This window comes from Frigoribacterium sp. AC394 (genome assembly GCF_979258095.1).
In genome coordinates this window covers 1,380,179-1,400,261 of the sequence record NZ_OZ409834.1, presented here as the reverse complement: position 1 = coordinate 1,400,261, position 20,083 = coordinate 1,380,179, and the positions used below count along the sequence as shown (strand labels likewise).

18 protein-coding genes and 1 tRNA gene are annotated in these 20,083 nt (G+C 72.0%); 9 read left to right on the top strand and 10 right to left on the bottom strand.

The features are described from left to right. Positions 1-33: 33 nt before the first annotated feature. Complete coding sequence (locus tag ACZZY9_RS06475) at positions 34-2,025, top strand: APC family permease (protein ID WP_463463455.1); 1,992 nt, start codon at positions 34-36, stop codon at positions 2,023-2,025. Between the two features lie 157 nt (positions 2,026-2,182). Here the strand turns inward: ACZZY9_RS06475 and ACZZY9_RS06470 are convergent, their stop codons facing one another. Beyond that, positions 2,183-3,232, bottom strand: a complete 1,050-nt coding sequence (locus tag ACZZY9_RS06470; RefSeq protein ID WP_463463454.1) for a hypothetical protein — start codon at positions 3,230-3,232, stop codon at positions 2,183-2,185. Between the two features lie 308 nt (positions 3,233-3,540). Here ACZZY9_RS06470 and glgX point away from each other — a divergent pair, with 308 nt between their 5' ends. Continuing rightward, on the top strand, positions 3,541-5,589 hold the full coding sequence (glgX, locus tag ACZZY9_RS06465) for a glycogen debranching protein GlgX (RefSeq protein ID WP_463463453.1): 2,049 nt from the start codon (positions 3,541-3,543) through the stop codon (positions 5,587-5,589). A 191-nt stretch (positions 5,590-5,780) separates the two neighbouring features. On the opposite strand, the gene ACZZY9_RS06460 is transcribed toward glgX, so the two are convergent. The 5 genes from ACZZY9_RS06460 to ACZZY9_RS06440 all read right to left on the bottom strand — a co-directional run bounded on the left by ACZZY9_RS06460 (position 5,781) and on the right by ACZZY9_RS06440 (position 9,916). After that, a complete protein-coding gene (locus ACZZY9_RS06460; RefSeq protein WP_463463452.1) occupies positions 5,781-6,032 on the bottom strand; it encodes a hypothetical protein in 252 nt (83 codons plus the stop codon). Between the two features lie 285 nt (positions 6,033-6,317). Beyond that, entirely contained in the window at positions 6,318-7,220 is a 903-nt protein-coding gene (locus ACZZY9_RS06455; RefSeq protein ID WP_463463451.1) for an aminotransferase class IV, read from the bottom strand. Between the two features lie 144 nt (positions 7,221-7,364). After that, complete coding sequence (locus ACZZY9_RS06450; RefSeq protein ID WP_463463450.1) at positions 7,365-8,381, bottom strand: NAD-dependent epimerase/dehydratase family protein; 1,017 nt, start codon at positions 8,379-8,381, stop codon at positions 7,365-7,367. A gap of 172 nt (positions 8,382-8,553) precedes the next feature. Beyond that, entirely contained in the window at positions 8,554-9,447 is an 894-nt protein-coding gene (locus ACZZY9_RS06445) for a metallophosphoesterase (RefSeq protein ID WP_463463449.1), read from the bottom strand. Between the two features lie 73 nt (positions 9,448-9,520). Further along, complete coding sequence (locus ACZZY9_RS06440) at positions 9,521-9,916, bottom strand: hypothetical protein (protein ID WP_463463448.1); 396 nt, start codon at positions 9,914-9,916, stop codon at positions 9,521-9,523. A 146-nt stretch (positions 9,917-10,062) separates the two neighbouring features. On the opposite strand from ACZZY9_RS06440, the gene ACZZY9_RS06435 reads away from it, so the two are divergent. Beyond that, positions 10,063-10,476 (top strand): VOC family protein, encoded by a 414-nt coding sequence (locus tag ACZZY9_RS06435; RefSeq protein ID WP_463463447.1) that lies wholly within the window; start codon positions 10,063-10,065, stop codon positions 10,474-10,476. A 43-nt stretch (positions 10,477-10,519) separates the two neighbouring features. After that, positions 10,520-10,906 (top strand): YchJ family protein, encoded by a 387-nt coding sequence (locus tag ACZZY9_RS06430; protein ID WP_463463446.1) that lies wholly within the window; start codon positions 10,520-10,522, stop codon positions 10,904-10,906. Here ACZZY9_RS06430 and ACZZY9_RS06425 read toward each other — a convergent pair. Then, positions 10,903-11,763: a DUF429 domain-containing protein gene (locus tag ACZZY9_RS06425; protein WP_463463445.1), complete on the bottom strand. Its 861-nt coding sequence runs from the start codon at positions 11,761-11,763 to the stop codon at positions 10,903-10,905. The genes ACZZY9_RS06430 and ACZZY9_RS06425 overlap by 4 nt on opposite strands. A 173-nt stretch (positions 11,764-11,936) precedes the next feature. On the opposite strand from ACZZY9_RS06425, the gene ACZZY9_RS06420 reads away from it, so the two are divergent. After that, positions 11,937-13,154 (top strand): VIT1/CCC1 transporter family protein, encoded by a 1,218-nt coding sequence (locus tag ACZZY9_RS06420; protein WP_463463444.1) that lies wholly within the window; start codon positions 11,937-11,939, stop codon positions 13,152-13,154. A 262-nt stretch (positions 13,155-13,416) separates the two neighbouring features. Here ACZZY9_RS06420 and ACZZY9_RS06415 read toward each other — a convergent pair whose 3' ends face one another. After that, on the bottom strand, positions 13,417-14,277 hold the full coding sequence (locus ACZZY9_RS06415) for a phosphatase PAP2 family protein (RefSeq protein ID WP_463463443.1): 861 nt from the start codon (positions 14,275-14,277) through the stop codon (positions 13,417-13,419). Between the two features lie 161 nt (positions 14,278-14,438). Between ACZZY9_RS06415 and ACZZY9_RS06410 the strand changes: the two genes are divergently transcribed. Next, entirely contained in the window at positions 14,439-14,729 is a 291-nt protein-coding gene (locus ACZZY9_RS06410; RefSeq protein ID WP_463463442.1) for a hypothetical protein, read from the top strand. Between the two features lie 75 nt (positions 14,730-14,804). Then, positions 14,805-14,877 (top strand) — tRNA-Arg (locus ACZZY9_RS06405). Between the two features lie 159 nt (positions 14,878-15,036). On the opposite strand, the gene ACZZY9_RS06400 is transcribed toward ACZZY9_RS06405, so the two are convergent. Further along, positions 15,037-16,266: an acyl-CoA dehydrogenase family protein gene (locus ACZZY9_RS06400; RefSeq protein ID WP_463463441.1), complete on the bottom strand. Its 1,230-nt coding sequence runs from the start codon at positions 16,264-16,266 to the stop codon at positions 15,037-15,039. A gap of 24 nt (positions 16,267-16,290) precedes the next feature. Continuing rightward, entirely contained in the window at positions 16,291-16,917 is a 627-nt protein-coding gene (locus ACZZY9_RS06395) for an AmiS/UreI family transporter (protein WP_463463440.1), read from the bottom strand. A gap of 261 nt (positions 16,918-17,178) precedes the next feature. Between ACZZY9_RS06395 and ACZZY9_RS06390 the strand changes: the two genes are divergently transcribed. Further along, positions 17,179-18,234, top strand: coding sequence for a LacI family DNA-binding transcriptional regulator (locus ACZZY9_RS06390; protein ID WP_463463439.1), 1,056 nt, complete (start codon positions 17,179-17,181; stop codon positions 18,232-18,234). Between the two features lie 106 nt (positions 18,235-18,340). Further along, entirely contained in the window at positions 18,341-20,029 is a 1,689-nt protein-coding gene (locus ACZZY9_RS06385) for a sugar ABC transporter ATP-binding protein (protein ID WP_463463438.1), read from the top strand. Positions 20,030-20,083: the final 54 nt, after the last annotated feature.

Genomic DNA, 20,083 nt, shown 5'->3' with positions numbered 1-20,083 from the left:
TCGGCCTCGGAGCGTGCGATCGGAGGGTCCGCCGTGTCCACAGTGTCTGAGAGAAGCGGTCGCGACGGCGATGCGCTCGAACCGCAGCCGACGCGACCGGATGACTCGCGCCTCCGGAACTGGCTGCTCGACGGGCTGACGGAGAACTCGGGCGCCCACCAGGGGCCCCACGCCGAGAAGGTCGAGAAGACGCATTCGTGGTGGCGCGTCATGTGCCTCACCGGCGTCGACTACTTCTCGACCCTCGGATACCAGCCCGCGATCGCCGCCGTCGCCGCCGGTCTGCTGTCGCCACTGGCGACCATCGTGCTCATCGCGCTCACGCTGCTCGGCGCGCTGCCCGTCTATCGCCGGGTCGCCCGCGAGAGCCCCCGCGGCGAGGGCTCGATCGCGATGCTCGAGCGACTGCTGCCCTGGTGGGGCGGCAAGCTGTTCGTGCTGGTGCTGCTGGGCTTCGCGGCGACGGACTTCATGATCACCATCACGCTGTCGGCGGCCGACGCCACCGCCCACGCCGTCGAGAACCCGTTCACGCCGGAGTGGTTCCACGGGGCGGAGGTGCCGATCACGCTGTTCCTGATCGCGCTGCTGGCCGCCGTGTTCCTCCGCGGGTTCAAGGAGGCGATCGGCATCGCCGTGGTGCTCGTCGGGGTGTTCCTGACGCTGAACCTCGTCGTCATCGCGGTGTCGATCTTCCATGTCGCCGAGAACACCGTCGTGATCGGGAACTGGTGGCAGGCGCTCACGGTGCAGCACGGCAACCCTCTGGTGATGGTCGGCATCGCGTTGATCGTGTTCCCGAAGCTCGCGCTCGGCCTCTCCGGGTTCGAGACCGGCGTCGCCGTGATGCCGCAGATCACCGGAGACCCGACCGACACCGCCGAGCGACCCACGGGTCGCATCCGCGGCGCGCGACGCCTGCTGACCACCGCGGCGATCATCATGAGCTCGTTCCTCATCCTGTCGAGCTTCGTCACGACCCTGCTGATCCCTCAGGAGCAGTTCCAGGCAGGAGGCGCGGCGAACGGCCGCGCGCTGGCCTACCTCGCGCACGAGTACCTGGGCAACGGCTTCGGCACGATCTACGACATCAGCACCATCTGCATCCTGTGGTTCGCCGGCGCCTCGGCCATGGCCGGCCTGCTGAACCTCGTGCCGAGGTACCTGCCCCGCTACGGCATGGCGCCGCAGTGGGCGCGCGCCGTGCGCCCGCTCGTGCTCGTCTTCACCGTCGTGGCGTTCATCATCACCATCGTGTTCGACGCCGACGTCGACGCCCAGGGCGGCGCCTACGCGACGGGAGTGCTCGTGCTGATCACCAGCGCCTCCGTCGCGGTCACCCTGTCGGCCCGGCGCGCACGCCAGTCGAAGCGCACGATCGGCTTCGGCGCCATCGCCCTGGTCTTCGTCTACACGACCATCGTCAACGTCGTCGAGCGGCCCGACGGCGTCAAGATCGCGGCGATCTTCATCGTGGGCATCATGGCCGTGTCGCTGTTCTCGCGGGTGCGCCGGTCGTTCCAGCTGCGGGCGACGTCGATCTCGTTCGACGACAGCGCGCTCGGGTACGTGCGCGAGGACGCCGACGAGTACGGGTCGATCCGCGTGATCGCGCACGAGCCGGGGCGTGAGGTCGCCGAGATCTACAAGAAGAAGCTCAGCGCAGAACGGCGGTACAGCGGGATCCCGCAGCGCTCGCCGGTCATCTTCCTGGAGGTGCACCCCGGCGACTCGTCCGACTTCGAGGAGGACCTCGTCGTCACGGGCTGCGTCGTGCACGGGTACCGGGTGCTGCGCGTGACGAGCGGCGCGGTGCCGAACACGATCGCGTCGGTGCTGCTGGCGATCCGCGACGAGACGGGCGTCGTGCCCGACATCTACTTCGAGTGGACCGAGGGCAGCCCGCTGTCGAACATGGGGAGGTTCCTGGTGACGGGTGCCGGCGAGGTCGCACCCGTCACCCGTGAGGTGCTGCGCCAGGCCGAGCCGCACCGCTCGCGCCGCCCCGACGTGCACGTCAGCTAGCCCCGCCCTGCCCCGCCCTGCCCTGCCCTGCCCTGCCCTGCCCCGCCCTGCCCCGCCCGGCCCCGCCCTGCCCTGCCCTGCCCTGCCCCGCCCCGCGAAGAACCGCGTTCGCGAAGATGAACCGCGATAGATCGCAGTTCATCTTCGCGAACGCGGTTCATGACGTCATGCCCGTGAAGCGCCGACGGGCGATGCGAGCGGCCGCGGTCACGCGACGGGGGTCGAGCGGCACCCCGGCTGAACGAAGGAGTTCGGCGAGTCTCTCGGGCTGGACGAGGTCGATGTACTCGCAGTGCACGACGACGCGGATCGCGGGGTCACCGAGGAGGCGCCGGTCCCGCCGACTCCGCTCTCGCAGGACGTCTGCCGGTCGCCGTCCCTGCAACATCTCGGGGTCGGTCAGCTTGGCGTGGCCGTCGAACTCGATGGCCACGCCGGACTCGGCCAGGAAGGCGTCGCATCGCCCGGCGAAGCGCCCCCGATCTCTGCAGACCCGTTGCAGCTCGACATGCGACAGGCCCAGTTCGAACAGGACGACGCGCAACAACGACTCCCCGGCGCTCTCGGCCAGGGGCGACGCGAATTCGAGGACGCGTCGCGCAGAGCGGTTGCCGGGATGCGACGGAGGGCCCAACCGGCCGAGCAGATCGGCTCGCCGCGAATCGAGGGCTCGGACGACCACAGGGTCGAGTGGTCGATCGCCGTGGGGCAGGACGAGCCGCCGCAGGACGGCGTCGACGCAGAGCACCGCGTCGGCGAACGACGCCGTCCGTGCGACGTCGACCGCGGTCCGTTCGATGGTCGTGAGCCGCAGCCCGTCATCAACCACCTGGTCGTCGGGTGTCACCATGCCGGGACGCCGCAGGAGGTGCGTGGACCTGCTGGTCGTCGAGCGTCTCGGGTCGAACACGGTCACCACGTCGCCGTAGTCGTCGTGCACGCGAGGCAGGCCCCATACGGCCGCGGCGGTGTGGTGTCCGATGACGCACCGTTCGTCGAGGCCGGCGGTCACGGCCCGGGCGAGGACCACATGCCGTCCGCGTCCGTCGAGTCCGCTCCAGACGTCTGCTGCGACGTAGACGCCCCTGTGGATGCGGATGAGATCGCCTCGCAGCGCACTCAGCTGGAGGCGCCGCTGCTCTCGCGTCCCGGCGCCATGGCCGGCGGCGTAGACGATCGGGCAGCGGCGGGGGTCTGTCGGCGTCATGCACCGATCGTGGCGACCCGGAGTCGCCAGGCCGGCTCGCGCCTCCTGGGCTGTGTACCGGGACGGGCGGAACGCCGGTGTGGAGGAGTCGTCTCGTCGGCCTGTGAGCCGCGATGAACCGCGTTCGCGAAGATGAACCGCGATAGATCGCAGTTCATCTTCGCGAACGCGGTTCATCGCTGGGGCAGGGCGAGGCGGGGCTGGGTGGCAGGGCGGGGCGGGGCGGCGCAGGCGCGGGCCGGGGTACGGCAGGCGGCGCGACCGCTCAGCTTGGCCCTCGCGCGCGCCGCTGCTGTAGATCTGGACCAATGACCGATCCCCGCTCCCTGCCCTACCCCCTCGGCGTCACCCCGCTGCCCGACGGCGGCGCGCACGTCGCCGTGTACTCCGAGACCGCCGACCGCATCTGGTTCTGCCTCTTCGACGACGACGGCACCGAGCACCGCACGGAGCTCGAGAACCGAACCGGTCACGTCTTCCACACCGTGGTCGAGGAGGCGCGGGTCGGCTCGCGCTACGGCCTCCGTGTCGCAGGCCCCTGGGACCCTGCGAACGGCGTCCGCCACAACGAGAACAAGCTGCTGCTCGACCCCTACGCGACCGCCCTCGACGGAACGTTCGACTGGGGTCAGGCCGTCTTCGGCCACGATATGAACGAGCCCGAGACGCGCGACGACACCGACTCGGCACCCGCCATGCCGCGCAACGTCATCGCCGACCGCGACTTCGACTGGGGCGACGACGAGCGCCCGCTGACGCCGATGGAGGACACCGTCGTCTACGAGGTCCACGTCAAGGGCTTCACGAAGCAGCACCCCGACGTGCCCGAGGAGATCCGCGGCACCTACGCCGGCATGGGTCACCCGGCCGCGATCAAGCACTTCACCGATCTCGGCGTCACCGCGGTCGAGCTGCTGCCGACGCACCAGTTCGTGCAGGACAGCCACCTCGAGGAGAAGGGCCTCCGCAACTACTGGGGCTACAACTCCATCGGGTTCTTCGCCCCGCACGACGAGTACGCCTCGAAGGCCGCCGGCACCCGCGGCGGTCAGGTGGCGGAGTTCAAGCAGATGGTCAAGGACCTGCACGCGGCCGGTCTCGAGGTGTGGATGGACGTCGTCTACAACCACACCGCCGAGGGCAACCACATGGGCCCGACCATCTCGTTCAAGGGCATCGACAACGCCGCCTACTACCGCCTGGTCGAGGGCGACGAGGGCAACTACTTCGACACCACCGGCACCGGCAACAGCCTGAACGTCAGCCACCCCGCCGCACTCGGTCTGATCATGGACAGCCTGCGCTACTGGGTGACCGAGATGCACGTCGACGGCTTCCGCTTCGATCTCGCGACGACGCTGACCCGTCAGGGCGGCGAGGCCAGCGAGCACAGCGCGTTCCTGACGCTGATCCACCAGGACCCGGTGCTGCAGAGCGTCAAGATGATCGCCGAGCCGTGGGACACCGCCGGCTACCAGGTGGGCGGGTTCCCGGCCGACTGGTCGGAGTGGAACGGCAAGTTCCGTGACGACGTCCGCGAGTTCTGGAACGGCGAGCCCGGCGTGCTGTCGACGTTCTCCGACCGCGTGCTCGGCAGCCCCGACGTCTACGAGGCCGACCGCCGGTCGCCGCTGTCGAGCGTCAACTTCGTCACCGCGCACGACGGGTTCACGCTCGCCGACCTGACGAGCTACGCCGAGAAGCACAACGAGGAGAACGGCGAGGACAGCCAGGACGGCGAGAGCGACAACAAGTCGTTCAACGGCGGCGCCGAGGGCCCGACCGACGACCCCGCGGTGAACGAGTACCGCGACCGTCAGCGCCGCAACTTCCTCGGCACGCTGCTCGTCAGCGCCGGGGTGCCGATGATCCTCGGCGGCGACGAGATGGGTCGCACGCAGGGCGGCAACAACAACGCGTACTGCCAGGACAGCGAGATCTCGTGGTTCGACTGGGCCGCCGCCGACCGCGACCTGCTCGCGTTCACGACCGAGCTCATCACGCTCCGTCGCGAGAACCCGGCCCTCCGCCCCGACTGGTTCCGCTACGCGCCCGAGGTCGAGAGCGACGACCACGTGCAGGTGCGTCGCGCCGACGACCACTCGTTCACGAGCGGCGACTGGCAGCAGGGCGAGAACAAGGCGATCACCTTCGTGCTGACCCACAAGGACGCCGACGCCTTCGCCTACCTCGTCAACGGCTCGACCGCCGTCGTCGAGTTCAACGTGCCCGACGCGCCCCACGGCGAGTGGGAGCTCGCGCTGTCGAGCGATCCCGGCCAGCAGGTCGAGGGCGCGGTCACGACGCTGCTCGTCCGCGACGCGAGCTTCACCCTGCTGCGGAGCCGCGCCTCCTAGGCACGTGCCGCACCGCGCCTCCTCGGCCGCCCGGTCAGGAGGCGCGGTGCCGGTGCCGCCCGCACGTCGCGACCCGGCGGTTCAGGAGGCGCGATCCGGCCTCCGAGGGCGACCCCGGCGACGACGGCGGTCGACACGCAGAAGGGCCCGCACCGCCGGTCGGCGGAACGGGCCCTTCGTGTCGTGCGGGGTCAGGCGGAGGCGAGCTCCGACCGGGTGCCGCGCAGGAAGTCGGCGTAGGTGGGCTCGCTCGAGGCGGCGGGTGTCTCGGGCTGCGAAGCGAGCCCGGTGGAGGCGCGGCGGCGCTTCGGGTACGCGGTGATGCGCACGGCCGAGACGCCGACCTCGCGGCGGTAGAAGCTCTCGCTCGACGTGTCGACGCGGCTGCGGATGTGCGCGACCAGCGCCTCGTGCGAGAGGCGCTCGAGGGATGCGGCGCTCATCGGGCGTCCGCCGCGAAGAGGGCCGCCAGGTCGAGCGGCTGGGTCTCGGCCAGGTCGAGGACGACGGGCGAGGAGATCGAATCGGGGGTGGAGATCATGGTTCAACTCATTTCTGGTGTCCCTGTGGTCACCGTGAGGGGAACTGGTGTCGCACCGCCGTGAACCGGTGCACGGTCACTCTCGCACCGGCCCTGAGGGTCGTCCAGTCGCCGACGGAGTCCGTTCGCATCATGGACAACGGGGTTCGTCGGCTGTCTCCGCAGGCCCCGAGGGGTCGGGGCCGCGTCAGCTCCGGCGGCCGACCAGGGCCTCGCCGAGGCGCTCGGTCTCGTCGTGGTCGACGGCTACCGCGACGCCGTCGAGCGACGTGAGGGGCGCGATCTGCCGCCCACTGGAGACCAGCCAGAGCGCATCGGCCTGACGCACCTGCTCGAGCGTCAGCAGCGCGTACTCGACGGTCACTCCGCGTCGTGCGAGTGCGTCGAACGCGGCCGCCTGGGTCGTGCCGGCGAGGATCCCCTGGTCGGTGCGCGGCGTCACGTACCGGTCGCCGAAGCGCGCCATCAGCGAGGCGGACGGACCCTCGAGCGCGTAGCCGTCGCTGCTGACGAAGAGGACGTCGTCGGCACCGCGCCGGGCGGCCTCGCGCAGCACGCTCTTGTTGACGGCGTACGACAGCGTCTTGGCCCCCTGCAGCAGCCACGGCGACGTCTCGGCCACGTCGTGCCGGTAGCCCCGGTCGAGCGAGACCACCGAGATGCCCTGTCGGCGCTCGGGTGCGGGGTCGTCCATCACGGCGGTCCGCACCCAGGCGGTGGGGGTGCCGTCGCCGCCTTCGATGCCCCGGGTGACGACGAGCTTCTGCAGCAGGAACGGAGCCGGCTCGTGGGCGGCGGCCGAGGCGAGGCACGCGGCGCGGAACACGTCGAGGTCGAGCTCGGGCAGATCGAGCATGGCGGCCGACCGCGCCAGGCGCAGGAGGTGCGGCTCGAGCGCCTGCACCGCCCCGTCGACGACGCCCAGGCCCTCGAAGACGCCGTCGCCTCGGGTCACCCCGAGGTCGGTGACGTGGATCGTCATGCTCTCGGGGTCGACGAGCCGGAAGCCGACGTCGTCGCGGCCCCGGGGCGGCGTGCCCCGCATCGGCCGGTCGACGACGACGAGGGAGGCGGGGGGCAGGTCGGACACGGCGGTTCTCCTCGGTCGGCGGCGGTTGCGCTCTCGGACCAGGATGCCCGATGCCGTGACGCCCTGTGCTCACGGACGGCGACGGGACGGGGACGACGCTTCCGACGACGGAGCGGGGGAGGGAAGGAGCGGCGGAGGCGCGGGTCAGCCGCTGAGGGGGTGCGACGCCTCGTTCGACGTGCCGGCGGCGAGTCCGCCGACGAACTCGCGCAGGGTCTCGTCGGCCGTGCGGGTCGGAGCCCAGCCCAGCTCGCGACGGGCCTTCTCGGTCGACATCGCCGGGATCTTGGCGGCGATGTCGAGCCAGCCGGGCTCGGTCGGCTGGAGGCGCAGCAGCCAGGTCGCGAGCGCGGCGGTGCGGAGCACCCGGTAGGGCACGGGCACGACGCGGCTGCCGAACGCCTCGGCGATCGAGTACGAGTCGACGAGGGGCTCGGCGGCGAGGTTGAACGCGCCCCCGGCCCGCCGGTCGATGGCGCGCCAGAAGGCGTCGGCGACGTCGTCGGCGTGCACCACCTGCGAGACGAAGCGGGGCGACAGCGGCAGGAACGGCGGTCGGAACCGGCTCAGCCAGGTGGTCGGCACCCATCGCCCGGCGAAGAGGCCGACGATCTCGCGGGCCGCCGCGGCCTGGAACACCAGACCGGGGCGCATCCGTGTCACGACGACGTCGGGGTGCTGCCGCGAGAACCCGTCGAGCACGCTCTCGTTCGTCGCCTTGTACGACGAGTAGCTCGAGTGCCGCACTCCGCGCGTCTTGTACGACTCGTCGACCCGGCGCCCCTTGGGGCCGCGGCTGTAGGCGCCGACCGAGCTGGCGATCAGCACGTGCGGAACCCGGGCGCGCACGACGGCGTCGAGGACGTGGGAGGTGCCGGTCACGTTGGTCCGGTACATGGCGTCGCGATCATGGCTGGGTTGCAGCGCCCAGCCGAGGTGGACGACGGCGTCGGCCCCGGCGAACGCGGCGGCGAGCTGCTCGGGGGCGGCGTCGTCGCCGATGTCGATGCCGAACCAGGTGACGTCGCCGTAGGGCGGTGAGGCAGAGCGCGGCCCGCGGCGTGCGACACCGGCGAGCTCGGTCACGCGGGGCTCGGCCTGCAGGCGTCTGAGGAGGGCCGTGCCCAGATTGCCCGTGGCTCCGACGACGACCACGCGCATGTGGGCTCCTCCTGGTTGTGCGACAAGGGGTGCGGGTGCTGCCCGCGTGTGCTGCGAGCGTACGCCAAGGGGCTGGACGGCCGGGGTGCCGGACCCGCCCGCAGGCCCTCCGGTCGCGAGGGACGTGCCGGCTGCGCCGCTCGTGCGGGACGACTCGGCCGTGCCGGTCGTGTCAGTCGCGCGGCGGCCCGGCCGCCACGGCGATCCGTTCGACGGTGTCGCGGTCGAGCGAGAAGACCTCGTCGCCGTCGTGGGCGTCGTACACCCGCACGGCCGTCGACCGGACGCCGCCGACGTGCCCGCCGCCGTAGGGCCCGCCGTCGACGGGCTCGACGTCCACGACGACGAAGCCCGACCCGCGCACGGCGCGCTCCGTGCCCTCCGCCGCCGCGACGTCGGTGTCGTTGGCGACCCCGGGGGCCACGATCACGGGCACCCCGGCGAGGTCGCCGACGATGTGGTGGTGGTAGTGGCCGGCGAGCACGACCCTGACGTCGGTTCCGTCGATGACCGCAGCCAGCGCCTCCGGAGCGCGGAGGGCCAGGGCCTCGTGCAGCGTGGTCGGTGCGGGCAGCGGCGGGTGGTGCAGCACCAGCACGGTGCCCCGCGCGGCGGGGGTCGCGAGCAGATCGCGCAGCAGGTCGAGCTGGCGCGGGCGGAGGTCGCCGTAGCCGGCCCCCGGCACCGAGGTGTCGAGCCCGATGACGCGCCAGCCGTCGACCTCGACGACGCGGTCGAGCGGCGCATCGGGGTCTCCGCCGAACACCTCGGCGAAGCCCGCCCGCAGATCGTGGTTGCCGGGCACCAGCGCCACGGCCGCGCCGCGCGGCGCCGCCCAGGCGTCGAGCCGACCGCGCAGCAGACGGTAGGAGGCGCTGCTGCCGTCGTCGGACAGGTCGCCCGACCCGACGAGCAGTCGCACCCCCTCGACCCGCCCCGCCTCGGCCAGCACCCGGTCGAGCGCCGCGGTGGTGTCGACGACGCCCTGGTGCAGGGTGCCGTCGCCGGTCAGGTGGGAGTCGCTGACATGGACGAGGCGGAGGGCCCCCGGCGCGAGTGGCTGCATGAGGTCAGCGTAGAGACGGCCGCCGACATCCGATCGCGCCGGGCCGCGCCGCGCCGCAGGCGGGCGAGCGGGGTCAGTGGGCGAAGTCGTCGGCCGGGGCGAGGCGGGCGTCGACGCGGCGACCGAGCTCGTCGAGCACGGCCGTCACCTCGGCCCACTGCGTGCAGGTCGGGGTGTTCGGCTCGACGTACAGGCCGTAGAACCAGCGGGGCAGCGCGAGCACCTCGACGAGCACCGTCTCGCTGCGGTCGAAGAACTGGGTGCGGTCGCGGCGCAGATCGCCGGCGGTGAGCCGTTCGCCGGTCACGTGGTGGAACCCGGCGCGTCCCAGCGCCCGCGCCGTCAGTCGCGCCGACAGCCGGGGCGACGCCTGCCGGGTGGCCCGGTCGCCGACCACCGCGCGCACGTGCGCGAACACGAGCTCGGCGTCGTGCACGGCGTGCCGGTCGTCGCCGGGCGAGGTGCTCATCGTGTCACTGTGCCAGCCTGCGCCGAGCGCGACGAGGCCCAGTTCGGGTCGCCCCCGGACGGGAGTCGCGGATGCGGACGCCGCGAGGGGGTTCCGTCGGCGGTCGACCGGTGCCATGCTGCCGTCACCGACGAAGAGGAGCGATCATGCCCACCCAGCTCACCCCGTACCTGGCCTTCCGCGACACGGCGCGCGAGGCGCTCGACTTCTACCGCTCCGTGTTCGGCGGTGAGTACACGGTCAGCACCTTCGGCGAGTTCGGCATGGGCGGCCCGGCCGAGAAGGACCGCCTCATGCACGGCCAGCTCACCGCGGCGAACGGCATGCTGCTGATGGCCTCAGACCGCCCCGACGACATCCCCCTCGAGAGCGAGAACTCCATCTCGCTGTCGCTGTTCGGCGACGACGCCGACGAGCTCACGGCGTACTTCGCCGGGCTCTCGGAGGGCGGCGCCGTCGACGTCCCGCTCGAGAAGGCCCCCTGGGGCGACAGCTTCGGCATGGTCACCGACCGGTACGGCATCCACTGGATGGTCAACATCGCCGGCGAGGCCGCCTGAACGCCGCCCGCGGCCGGCGGCGCCGACCGGGGAGAATGGCGGGATGGATGACACCGCCCGCTGCCCCTGCCTGAGCGGAGACGTCTACGGCGACTGCTGCGGCCCCCTGCACCGCGGTGCCGCCGCGCCGACCGCCGAGCGCCTGATGCGCTCGCGCTACACCGCCTACTCGCTGCGCGACGCCCCCTACCTCGCCGCCACCTGGCACCCGTCGACCCGGCCGACCGCGCTCGAGGTCGAGGCCGGCACCCGCTGGTTCCGGCTCGACATCGTGCGCACCGAGCGAGGCGGTCCGTTCGACGACACGGGCGTCGTCGAGTTCGAGGCGCACTCGAAGACCGCCGGCGAGGTGCACGTGCAGCACGAGGCGAGCCGGTTCGTGCGCGACCGCGATCGGCGCTGGCTGTACCTCGACGGCGACGTCTCCTAGGCCGACGCCGCCGGGCGGCGCAGAGCCCGCGGCGCGGGAGCCAGCCGCTGCGAGTCGCGGGCCGGCGCGAGGAGCGTCGCGCGCCTCCCTCGCTCGTCGGGCTCCGTCGCGCTGCCGAGCACCTGCAGCCGCTCGGGCGTCCGCACCCTGATCGACGCCGTCCAGGCGCAGAGCAGCGCATCGAGGAGGTCCTCCCGGTGCTTGTAGGCCCGGTCGACGAGCGGCGACGGCTCGTCGACGAGGAGGCGCGACACCGTGTGCGACGCGAGCGACAGCGGCGGGGTGGCCGAGTCCAGGGCGGCCATGCGGGCGATCAGGTCGTCGCAGACCACGGCCCGCGCAGCCCGGCGCTCGGCGAGCGGCAGGGTCGTGTCGGGTCGCTTGTAGCGCGGCCGCCGGGTCTCGTAGCCCAGCTCGGACATGCCCACCAACGTCGTGTACGGGTAGCACTCGAAGTACGACGACCGCCCGGCCGGCACCTCGGCCACGCCGTCGTCGTAGACCATCCCCGCCGACTCGAGGCGCTCGCCGAGGGTGCGACCGCCCAGCCACGCCAAGGAGGCGCTGCTCGCGTTGGCCGCGACGTGCCAGCGACCGTAGGCGCGCGCCACCTCCCGCTCGCTCGGCCGCATGCCCGTCGCGTTCGGCACGAGCACCGGGGCGTCGATCGCGATCGACGAGCCCGGGGTCGCCCAGGCGCCGATCCACTCGACGACCTCGTCGACGCCGCGCGCCCAGCCGGCGTCGAGCACCGTGCCGTCCGCGTCGATCACGGCGAGACCGGTCTCGTTCGCGGGTCGCGTCGGGGTCGAGTCGCGCCAGGCGAGGTCGATGCCGACGAAGCGGGGTGAGGTCACGTCGGGGACGCTACCCGCGCCTCCTCGGCTCCGGGCTCGGGTGCTCGCCGGGGGCTTCGGCGGGTTCCCGTCATCGGCGGCGGGTCAGCGCTGACCCGCCCCCGATGACATCGACCCGCCGCACCCGCCCGCCGCGCCCGTCGGACCCGCTCGCGAGCACCGATACTGGGGGCATGTCGAGCACACCGGGCGGCCCAGTCGCCGCCGCGCCCGCGCCAACGCCCGCCGATCTGCGGCGGTGGCGCCGGTTCCTCGCCGACGAGCGCGCCGAGGAGAGCACCTACCGCGACCTCGCCCGACGCCGCACGGGCGAGGAGCGCGACATCCTGCTCGCACTCGCCGACGCCGAGGCCCGTCACGCCCAGCACTGGCTCACGCTGCTCGGCGACCGGGTCGGGCGCCCCGCGCGCACCGACGTCCGCACGCGCGTGCTCGGTCTGCTGGCCCGGCGGTTCGGGTCGATCTTCGTGCTCGCTCTCGTGCAGAGCGCCGAGGCCCGCTCGCCGTACGCGACCGACGTCGACGCGACCGACGCGATGGCGGCCGACGAGCGGATCCACGGCGAGGTGGTGCGCGCCCTGGCCGAGCGCGGGCGCACGCGGCTCTCGGGGTCGTTCCGGGCGGCGGTCTTCGGCGCCAACGACGGACTCGTCAGCAACCTGGCCCTCGTGCTCGGCATCAGCGCGACCGGGGTGTCGAACCGCGTCGTGCTGCTGACCGGCCTGTCGGGGCTGCTCGCCGGGGCGCTCTCGATGGGCGCGGGGGAGTACGTCTCGGTGCGCTCCCAACGCGAACTGCTCGACGCGTCGACCCCCGACCCCGCGACCCGCGGAGTGCTCGCCGACCTCGACGTCGACGCGAACGAGCTGGCGCTGGTGTTCCGTGCGCGCGGGATGTCGGCGGCCGACGCCGATGCGCGGGCCCGCGCGGTGCTCGGCGGGACGGACCAGGGGGAGGCGCCCTTCGGTGGTCCGGACGACTCCGGCTCACGAGGAGGTGCGGTGCGCGACGCGGCTGCTCCGGTGGGTGCGGTGCCCGGTTCCGCGGCTGCTGCCCTCGGTGCTCCGGCCGACGCTGCGGCCTCCGCTCCCGACGACGACGACCGGGATGCGCTGGGTACCGCCTTCGGAGCCGCCGGCTCGAGCTTCTGCTTCTTCGCATCGGGCGCGGTGATCGCCGTGCTGCCCTACCTGTTCGGCCTCGAGGGACTCACCGCCGTCGTCGTCGCCGCGGTGCTCGTCGGCATCGCGCTGCTCGGCACGGGTGCCGTGGTCGGGCTGCTCTCGGGCGCGAGTCCGCTGCGCCGTGCCCTGCGGCAGCTCGCGATCGGCTTCGGCGCGGCCGCGGTGACGTATGCGCTCGGGCTGCTGTTCGGGACCGGAGGGAGCTGAGCCCGACGGCGAGCCGCGGCGGGTGCGCGTCACCCGCACGGGCTGTCACGTTCCGATGCGCAGCAGCTTCAGTGTGCACCCGTCACCCCTCGCGGGCTATTACGTTCCGATGCGTAATGGCTTCGGCGGGTTCGTGTCACTCTCGGCGGGTCAGCGCTGACCCGCCGCGGAGGACACCGACCCGCCGCACCGCACCGAACCGCACCCCACCGCACCGCCTGCGGCGCGGTCCTCGGGGAGGCGACCCGCGCCTCCTCGGCGGTCAGGCGCGGCGGTCGAGCTTCCAGGCGATCCACGCCGTGACGAGCACCACGCCCGCGGCGGCCAGGCGGGCGCCGTCGAGCACCCCGTATCCGGTCGATCCCGAGAGGCTCATGTCGCTGCCGATGCCGATGCCCCAGACCGCGCCCGAGGTCGCGAGGCACACCACGACCGCGAGACCGATGATGCTCGAGGTCACCGCGTGCGACTTGGCGCCGACCTGGTCGACCGTCGTCGCGGCGTGAGACCAGCGGGTCGCGGCGAACCGGACGATGCCGAGCCAGAGCAGCGCGACCGCGCACGAGCCGACCACGTCGCTGCAGCGGTGCCAGCCGTAGGCGACCGTCTGCTCGGCGACGATCGCCGCGAACGCCGTGCCGACCACGAAGAGCAGGGGCCGCAGGTGACGGCCGAACGCCGTCATCACGGCGAGCAGACCGGCGACGGCGATGGTCGCGTGCCCGCTCGGGAAGCTGTTGCTGTAGAGCTCGCCGGTCAGGTCGGGGCGGGGCACGAACTGCTTGAGCAGCTGAGAGGTGACGGTCGCCCCGATGATCAGGGCGGCCGACTGGATCGCGGCACCCGGGCGGCGGCGCAGCAGCGAGACGCCGACGGTGAGCACGAGGATCGCGAGCACGGCCGTGGGCGAGATGGCGTCGAGCGCGACCCCGGACTGCAGCAGCGTGTTGCCGTCGACCGACGCGAGGATGCTGTCTTCGACCCGCTGGCCGGCGGGCGTCAGCACCGCCGCGATGTAGACGCCGACGAGAGCGACGGCTGCGACGCCCGAGGTGACGGCCCACCGAGTGGCACCCGGGCGGCGGACAGCCGGGGGTGCGGAGACGGTCGGGTAAGCGGACACCGACCTATGAAACAACACGGTCGCTGGGGGGAACCTCCCACGGGGCACCGAATGACCCGAAAGCCGAGGGACTCCCAGGTTCGTCGGCCCTGTCTGCGGTGAGCCTGGGAGGCGCGGGTCGGGCAGGTGGAGACTGTCACCTACCCGATCGAGGAGGATCCATGAGCACGACGAACAGCAACGAGCCGCACCAGGGTGGCGTCACCGACGAGGACAGCACCTTCGGCGAGCGCGACGACACCCCCACCGTCGAGGTGTCGGAGAACAGCGGCACGGCCGACGCCCCGCCCGCGCCCGGGTCGGACGCCGGCTCCGGTGACGGATCCGACGACGTGAACGGCCGCGACGCGACCGGCGACATGCGCGAGCGGACCGGCACCGCCGACGCCGACGAAATCGACGAGCTGCTCGGCGAGCGGAACGACGACGCCGAGGGTCCGCGCGCTCCGTGACCCGCGCCTCCAGGCCGATTGGCGGGGAGGGCCTGCCTCGTGTAGTGTTTCCTCTGGCCAATCGGCCGGAGAAATGCGCCTGTAGCTCAACGGATAGAGCATCTGACTACGGATCAGAAGGTTGGGGGTTCGAGTCCCTCCAGGCGCACATAATCGAAAGCCCCTGCCCAACATGGCAGGGGCTTTCCTCGTCCTTGGTGCTTGTTTGGCCGCCTCCGGCGGCGTGCGCCTTCGGCGCGGACCCGAAGAGCCCTGCCCTGCTTTACACGGCAGGGCTTTTCTGGTCCTCGGTGCTCGTCTTCTGAGATCAGCGGCGGGTCGCGCCGATGGCCCAGACCCGTGGCGGCTGGACGTCGTTGACGGCGTGGTCGCCGACGATGCGTGCCTTGAACACCCACGGGTTGTGGCTGCCGGCCGTGCGGGCGTTGCGCCAGTGCCGGTCCAGGTTCTTCGTGGTGCTCACGCCGGATGCCGCCAGCGCGTCGAAGAGGTGCGAGGTCGCCTGAGTCGCGAGCGACGTCAGTGCGACCTGTGCCTGCGCCGTGGCTAGTTCGGCGCGGTCGTTCCGCCGCTCGTCTTCGGCCTCGTCCAGGAAGGCGCCTTCGTAGGCGCCCTGGAGGGACTCCGCGGCGCGGTCGACGATCGCTCGGGCGGCGAACCCGGCGGCTGAGACCTCCCCGACGACCTGCAGGATCTGCGGGTCAGCAGCGAACGTGTCGGCGTTGCCGTGCGAGAACACCCGGGTTCGGTTCCTGACCTCGAACGCGATCTCGCGCTCGGCCGCCACGACGGAGCCGGCGAGGACGCTCAGCAGCACGGCCTGGTAGAAGGCCGTCTGATACTTGAAGCGCTCGTCGAAGAGCACGACGTCGTCGGCGCCGACACGAGCGTCCCGGAAGGTGCTGGTGCCCGAGCCAGTCGTCCGCTGACCGAACCCGTCCCAGTCGTCGGTGTGGGCGACGCCTTCCTGGTGGCCGTCGACGATCGCGATGACCCGGTCGCCGGTGTCGGTGCGTTCGGCGTACGTGTCGATCCAGTCGGCGAAGATGCTGCCGGTGGAGTAGTACTTCTGCCCGGTGATGCGAAATCCGCCGTCCGGGTCCGGGCTGACCTTCGTCGTGACGTCGCCGACCTGCACCGTGCCCACTTCGGTCCAGGAGTTCCCGGCGATCTCGCCGCGGCCGAACCGTTCGAGCCAGACGTCGCGCGGCCCGGACCGGGCGACGAGGCGGTCCTCGACGAGGGCGAAGTGGCCGCGCAGGGCCTGGGGGATGTTGCTGTCCGCCGCCGCGAGCTCGGTGAGCAGCTGGAACAGCTGGGGGAGGGTGGCGCCGGAGCCCCCGAACTCGACGGGGACACGGACGGCTCCGAAGCCCGCGTCGGCGAGCTCGCGGATCTCGGCCACGGGGAGGCGGTGCTCACGGTCGCGTTCCGCGGCGCCAGCGGCGATGCGGTCGAAGAGCGGGCGGAAACGCGCGGACAGCGTCTCGTCCGTGGGTGCCGCGGTGGTGACGGACGTGGTGGTCGTCGTGGTCATGGGTCTCGGTTCCGTTCTGGTGGGTCAGGCAGCGGCGGGGGCTTGCGTGCGTTCCGGCTGGGGACGTGTGGCGGCTCGGCGGGTGAGCAGGGCGGCGCCGCCAAACACCCCGACGAGCGACAGGAGCGCGGTCGTCGTGGCGATCGAACCGGCCGGCCAGTGCCCGGTGAGGCCGAGGAGCGCGGGGACCGTGGTGGTCACCTGGCTCGCGAGGACGAGGGCCCACCCGGTGTAGGTGCCGATCGCTGATCGGCCGAGGGCCAGCAGGACGAAGAACAGCGCCCAGAGCGCCGCCCACCCCGCCCAGAGCACGGCGAGGAACGGGTCGTCCGCGACGTGGACGACCGCGAAGGCGACGGCGAGAGCGGCGACCAGGCCGCAGAACCAGCCCAGGCCCACGGCGCCGAGTCCGAGGAGGGAGTCCGCGCCGACGTAGAGGTAGGTGACGCCGAACAAGAAGGTGCCCGAGATCGCGAAGAGCGCAGGCAAGGAGCCGTCGGCCGACACGGCCACGGCCACGCAGAGGACGAGCTGCAGGCCACCGATCAGGACGTTGAACACGCCGCTGTCCCTGCCGGGGACGCGCCCGAGCAGGGTGAGGCCGTTGACCAGGAGGGCGGCCCCGGAGAGGACCAGACAGATGAGCGCCATGCGGCGACCTTGGCACCGTCCGCCCCGTGGCCGCTGTCGTGTGTCCGATCAAGTCTCTTCGCTACGCCCCGTGACGGCGGTGCCCCTCGCGGCACGTCCGCCGATCTGCTGGCCACGGACAGCCAGCAGATCGAACTGGCGAGGCAGCGAGGCATCGAGGCACGACGTTCGGCGGAGTCAGCGAGGCCCCCAGTACACTGGGCCAGCGCCATTGAACGACGTCCACGCCGGCGCAGATGACGCCAAGCTGCGTTGCAGAGCGTGCAGGATGGAGTCTGGGTGAGCGTCAGAGGCGGCGGTGAACGTCTCGGTCTTCGCGAGGTGGCCGAGCGAGCCGGTGTGTCTCACATGACCGTGTCCCGCGTGCTGAACGGTCACCCGCAGGTCAAGGAGTCCACGCGCCAACGCGTGCTCGAGGTCGTCGCCGAGCTCGACTTCCGGCCCAACAGCGCTGCGCGCGAGCTCGTCACCCAGCGGGCCCTCCGGATCGGCGTGCTGATCGAGAGCGCCGTCGAGTTCGGTCCGTCGAGCATCCTGCGGGCCATCGAGCGATCGGCGCGTGACGGCGGGTACTCCGTGGCGTCGTTCGCGCTCCGCGACGACTCGGCGACACCCGAGGAAGCCGTGCGCCACCTGACCGGCCAGGGCATCGACGCGCTCTGCGTGGTCGCCCCGCGCTCGTCGTCCGTGGCCGTGCTCCGGACCATCACGACCGGGCTGCCGACCCTGGTCGTGAAGGCCGAGAAGGACCCGGCGTTCCTCACGGTCTCGGTCGACCAGGCCGCAGGCACGAAGCTGGCCGTCGATCACCTCGCGTCGCTCGGTCACCGCGACGTCCTCCACCTCTCGGGGCCCCTCGACTGGTTCGACGCCCGCGCCCGCGAGCGGGCCTTCCACACGCGCACCCGAGCCTGGGGCATGCGCGAGCGGCCGATCGTGATCGGCGACTGGTCGAGCGATTTCGGCTACGACTTCACGCGCGGTTTCGCCGGCGTACCCGAGTACACCGCCATCTTCGTCGCGAACGACGAGATGGCGCTGGGCGTGATCCACGGACTGCACGACCGCGGCATCCGCGTCCCGGAGGACCTCAGCGTCGTCGGTTTCGACGACCTGCCCGTCTCGCGCCACTTCCTCCCGCCGCTCACGACCGTGCGGCAGGACTTCCCCGCGCTGGGATCTCTCGTGGTGGACGTCCTGATCGCCGCGATCGAGGGCCGCGAGATCCCACAGAACAGCCGCATCCCGGCTGAGCTCGTGGTGCGTGACTCCACCGCGGCTGCGCGCCCTCTCGACCGAGATGGCCATCTGAGGTAATCCAGCTCGTCGTCGTTCGCCCGCGGGCATGCCGACAGCTACAGTCGTGCACGTCGGGCACCGCCCGGCGTGAGGCCACGTAGGCCTCCGACCCGAGGAGCACCACGTGCGTCACGTACGGGCATCGATGACGATGCACCCCAGCGGCCCGCAGGGCACCGGCCCGACCTGGTCCGGTCAGGGCGAGCGGCGGGACGGACCTGCCCACCCCACGGTGCAGATGCGGGGGATCACCGTCGCTTTCTCGAACGGCGTCGCGCTCGACAGGGTCGACCTCGACCTCCACTCGGGTGAGGTGCACGCTCTCCTCGGCGAGAACGGTGCGGGGAAGTCCACGCTCATCAAGGCGCTGCTCGGCGTCCATCCGATCGAGGCGGGAGAGGTCCTCGTCGATGGGGAGTCCGTCCGGCTCGGCGGACCGGCCGACGCACGGGCCCTCGGCATCCAGGCCGCGTTCCAGGAATCACACCTGGTCGAGAGCTTGAGCGTCGGCGAGAACGTGATGCTCGGCCACGAGGTGCGTGGTCGCTTCGGCATCTCGTGGCCGGCCACCCACGCACGTGCCGCAGCGATGCTCGCCGAGCTCGGGCTGGCCGAACTGGACCCCCGCGGCATCCTCGCCGATCTCACCCCCGCCAGTCGTCAGCTCGTCTCCATCGCCCGCGCCATGGTGGACCGGCCCCGGGTGTTGGTGCTCGACGAGCCCACGTCGAGCCTCGATGCGGTCGACGTGGCACGGCTCTTCGACGTGATCCGTCGCCTCCGCGACCAGGGCGTCGCGATCCTCTTCGTCTCGCACTTCCTCGAACAGGTGCTGGCGCTGAGCGACCGCATGACCATCCTCCGCGGGGGCGTGAAGGAGGGCGACTACCTGTCGCACCAGATCGGCCGGGCCGATGTGGTCGCACGGATGATCGGCAAGGACATCGCCCAGCTTCAGCGCATCGGTTCCGAGCGTCGGGAGCATCGTGTGGACCCGGTCGGCCCGCCGCTGTACCGCGCCGCCGGGGTGGGACGCCGCGGGATGCTGAGGCCGGTCGACTTCGAGCTGCATGCGGGCGAGGTCGTGGGCATCGCGGGGCTTCGCGGCTCCGGGCGAACCGAGCTCGCGCGCCTGCTCGCGGGTGCCGATCGAGCGGACGGCGGAGTCGTGACGCTCGGCGGACGTGCGGTCGTCATCGACCGGCCGGCGGACGCATTACGGAACCGAGTGGCGCTCTCGGCGGAGGACCGTGGGGCCGAGGGGCTGATCAACGAGTTGAGCGTCCGCGAGAACATTGTCCTCGCACTGCAGGCTCTGCGTGGCTGGTCGCACCCGCTCTCCAGGGCCGAGCGCGAGGACCTCGTCGAGCGGCACATCGAGCACTTCGACATCACACCGGTCGACCCGGGGACGCTCGCGGGCGAACTCTCCGGCGGCAACCAACAGAAGGTGTTGCTCGCGCGCTGGCTGGCGATCCGGCCCCGCGTGCTGATCCTCGACGAGCCGACCCGCGGCGTCGACATCGGGGCCAAGGTCGACATCCAGGCGCACATCGCCCAACTCGCCCTCGAGGGCGTGGCCGTCGTGTTCATCTCCAGCGCGTTCGACGAACTCGTGCGGGTGAGCGACCGGATCGTGGTGCTCAAGGACCGCGAGAAGATCGGCGAGCTCAGCAACGGGCCGGGCGTCACGGTCGACACGCTCGTCGAGCTCATCGCCGCGCCGGACGACGAGAGCGACGAGGGCGACGACTTCCCGCCGGTGTGGCAGGACGGGCCCCTCTCGCCGCCTGCGGCGCCGTCACGCCGCTGAGGCTCGCAGTCGATCCCTTCCCGACGAGCGGATGTTCTCGATCACTCTTGTGTT

What these genes read in the sequence shown, in the direction of transcription:
- ACZZY9_RS06470 (WP_463463454.1), bottom strand. Translation starts at nt 3,232, where the DNA reads ATGACGCCGACAGACCCCCGCCGCTGCCCGATCGTCTACGCCGCCGGC.
- glgX (WP_463463453.1), top strand. Translation starts at nt 3,541, where the DNA reads ATGACCGATCCCCGCTCCCTGCCCTACCCCCTCGGCGTCACCCCGCTG.
- ACZZY9_RS06460 (WP_463463452.1), bottom strand. Translation starts at nt 6,032, where the DNA reads ATGAGCGCCGCATCCCTCGAGCGCCTCTCGCACGAGGCGCTGGTCGCG.
- ACZZY9_RS06450 (WP_463463450.1), bottom strand. Translation starts at nt 8,381, where the DNA reads ATGCGCGTGGTCGTCGTCGGAGCCACGGGCAATCTGGGCACGGCCCTC.
- ACZZY9_RS06445 (WP_463463449.1), bottom strand. Translation starts at nt 9,447, where the DNA reads ATGCAGCCACTCGCGCCGGGGGCCCTCCGCCTCGTCCATGTCAGCGAC.
- ACZZY9_RS06440 (WP_463463448.1), bottom strand. Translation starts at nt 9,916, where the DNA reads ATGAGCACCTCGCCCGGCGACGACCGGCACGCCGTGCACGACGCCGAG.
- ACZZY9_RS06435 (WP_463463447.1), top strand. Translation starts at nt 10,063, where the DNA reads ATGCCCACCCAGCTCACCCCGTACCTGGCCTTCCGCGACACGGCGCGC.
- ACZZY9_RS06430 (WP_463463446.1), top strand. Translation starts at nt 10,520, where the DNA reads ATGGATGACACCGCCCGCTGCCCCTGCCTGAGCGGAGACGTCTACGGC.
- ACZZY9_RS06420 (WP_463463444.1), top strand. Translation starts at nt 11,937, where the DNA reads ATGTCGAGCACACCGGGCGGCCCAGTCGCCGCCGCGCCCGCGCCAACG.
- ACZZY9_RS06410 (WP_463463442.1), top strand. Translation starts at nt 14,439, where the DNA reads ATGAGCACGACGAACAGCAACGAGCCGCACCAGGGTGGCGTCACCGAC.
- ACZZY9_RS06400 (WP_463463441.1), bottom strand. Translation starts at nt 16,266, where the DNA reads ATGACCACGACGACCACCACGTCCGTCACCACCGCGGCACCCACGGAC.
- ACZZY9_RS06395 (WP_463463440.1), bottom strand. Translation starts at nt 16,917, where the DNA reads ATGGCGCTCATCTGTCTGGTCCTCTCCGGGGCCGCCCTCCTGGTCAAC.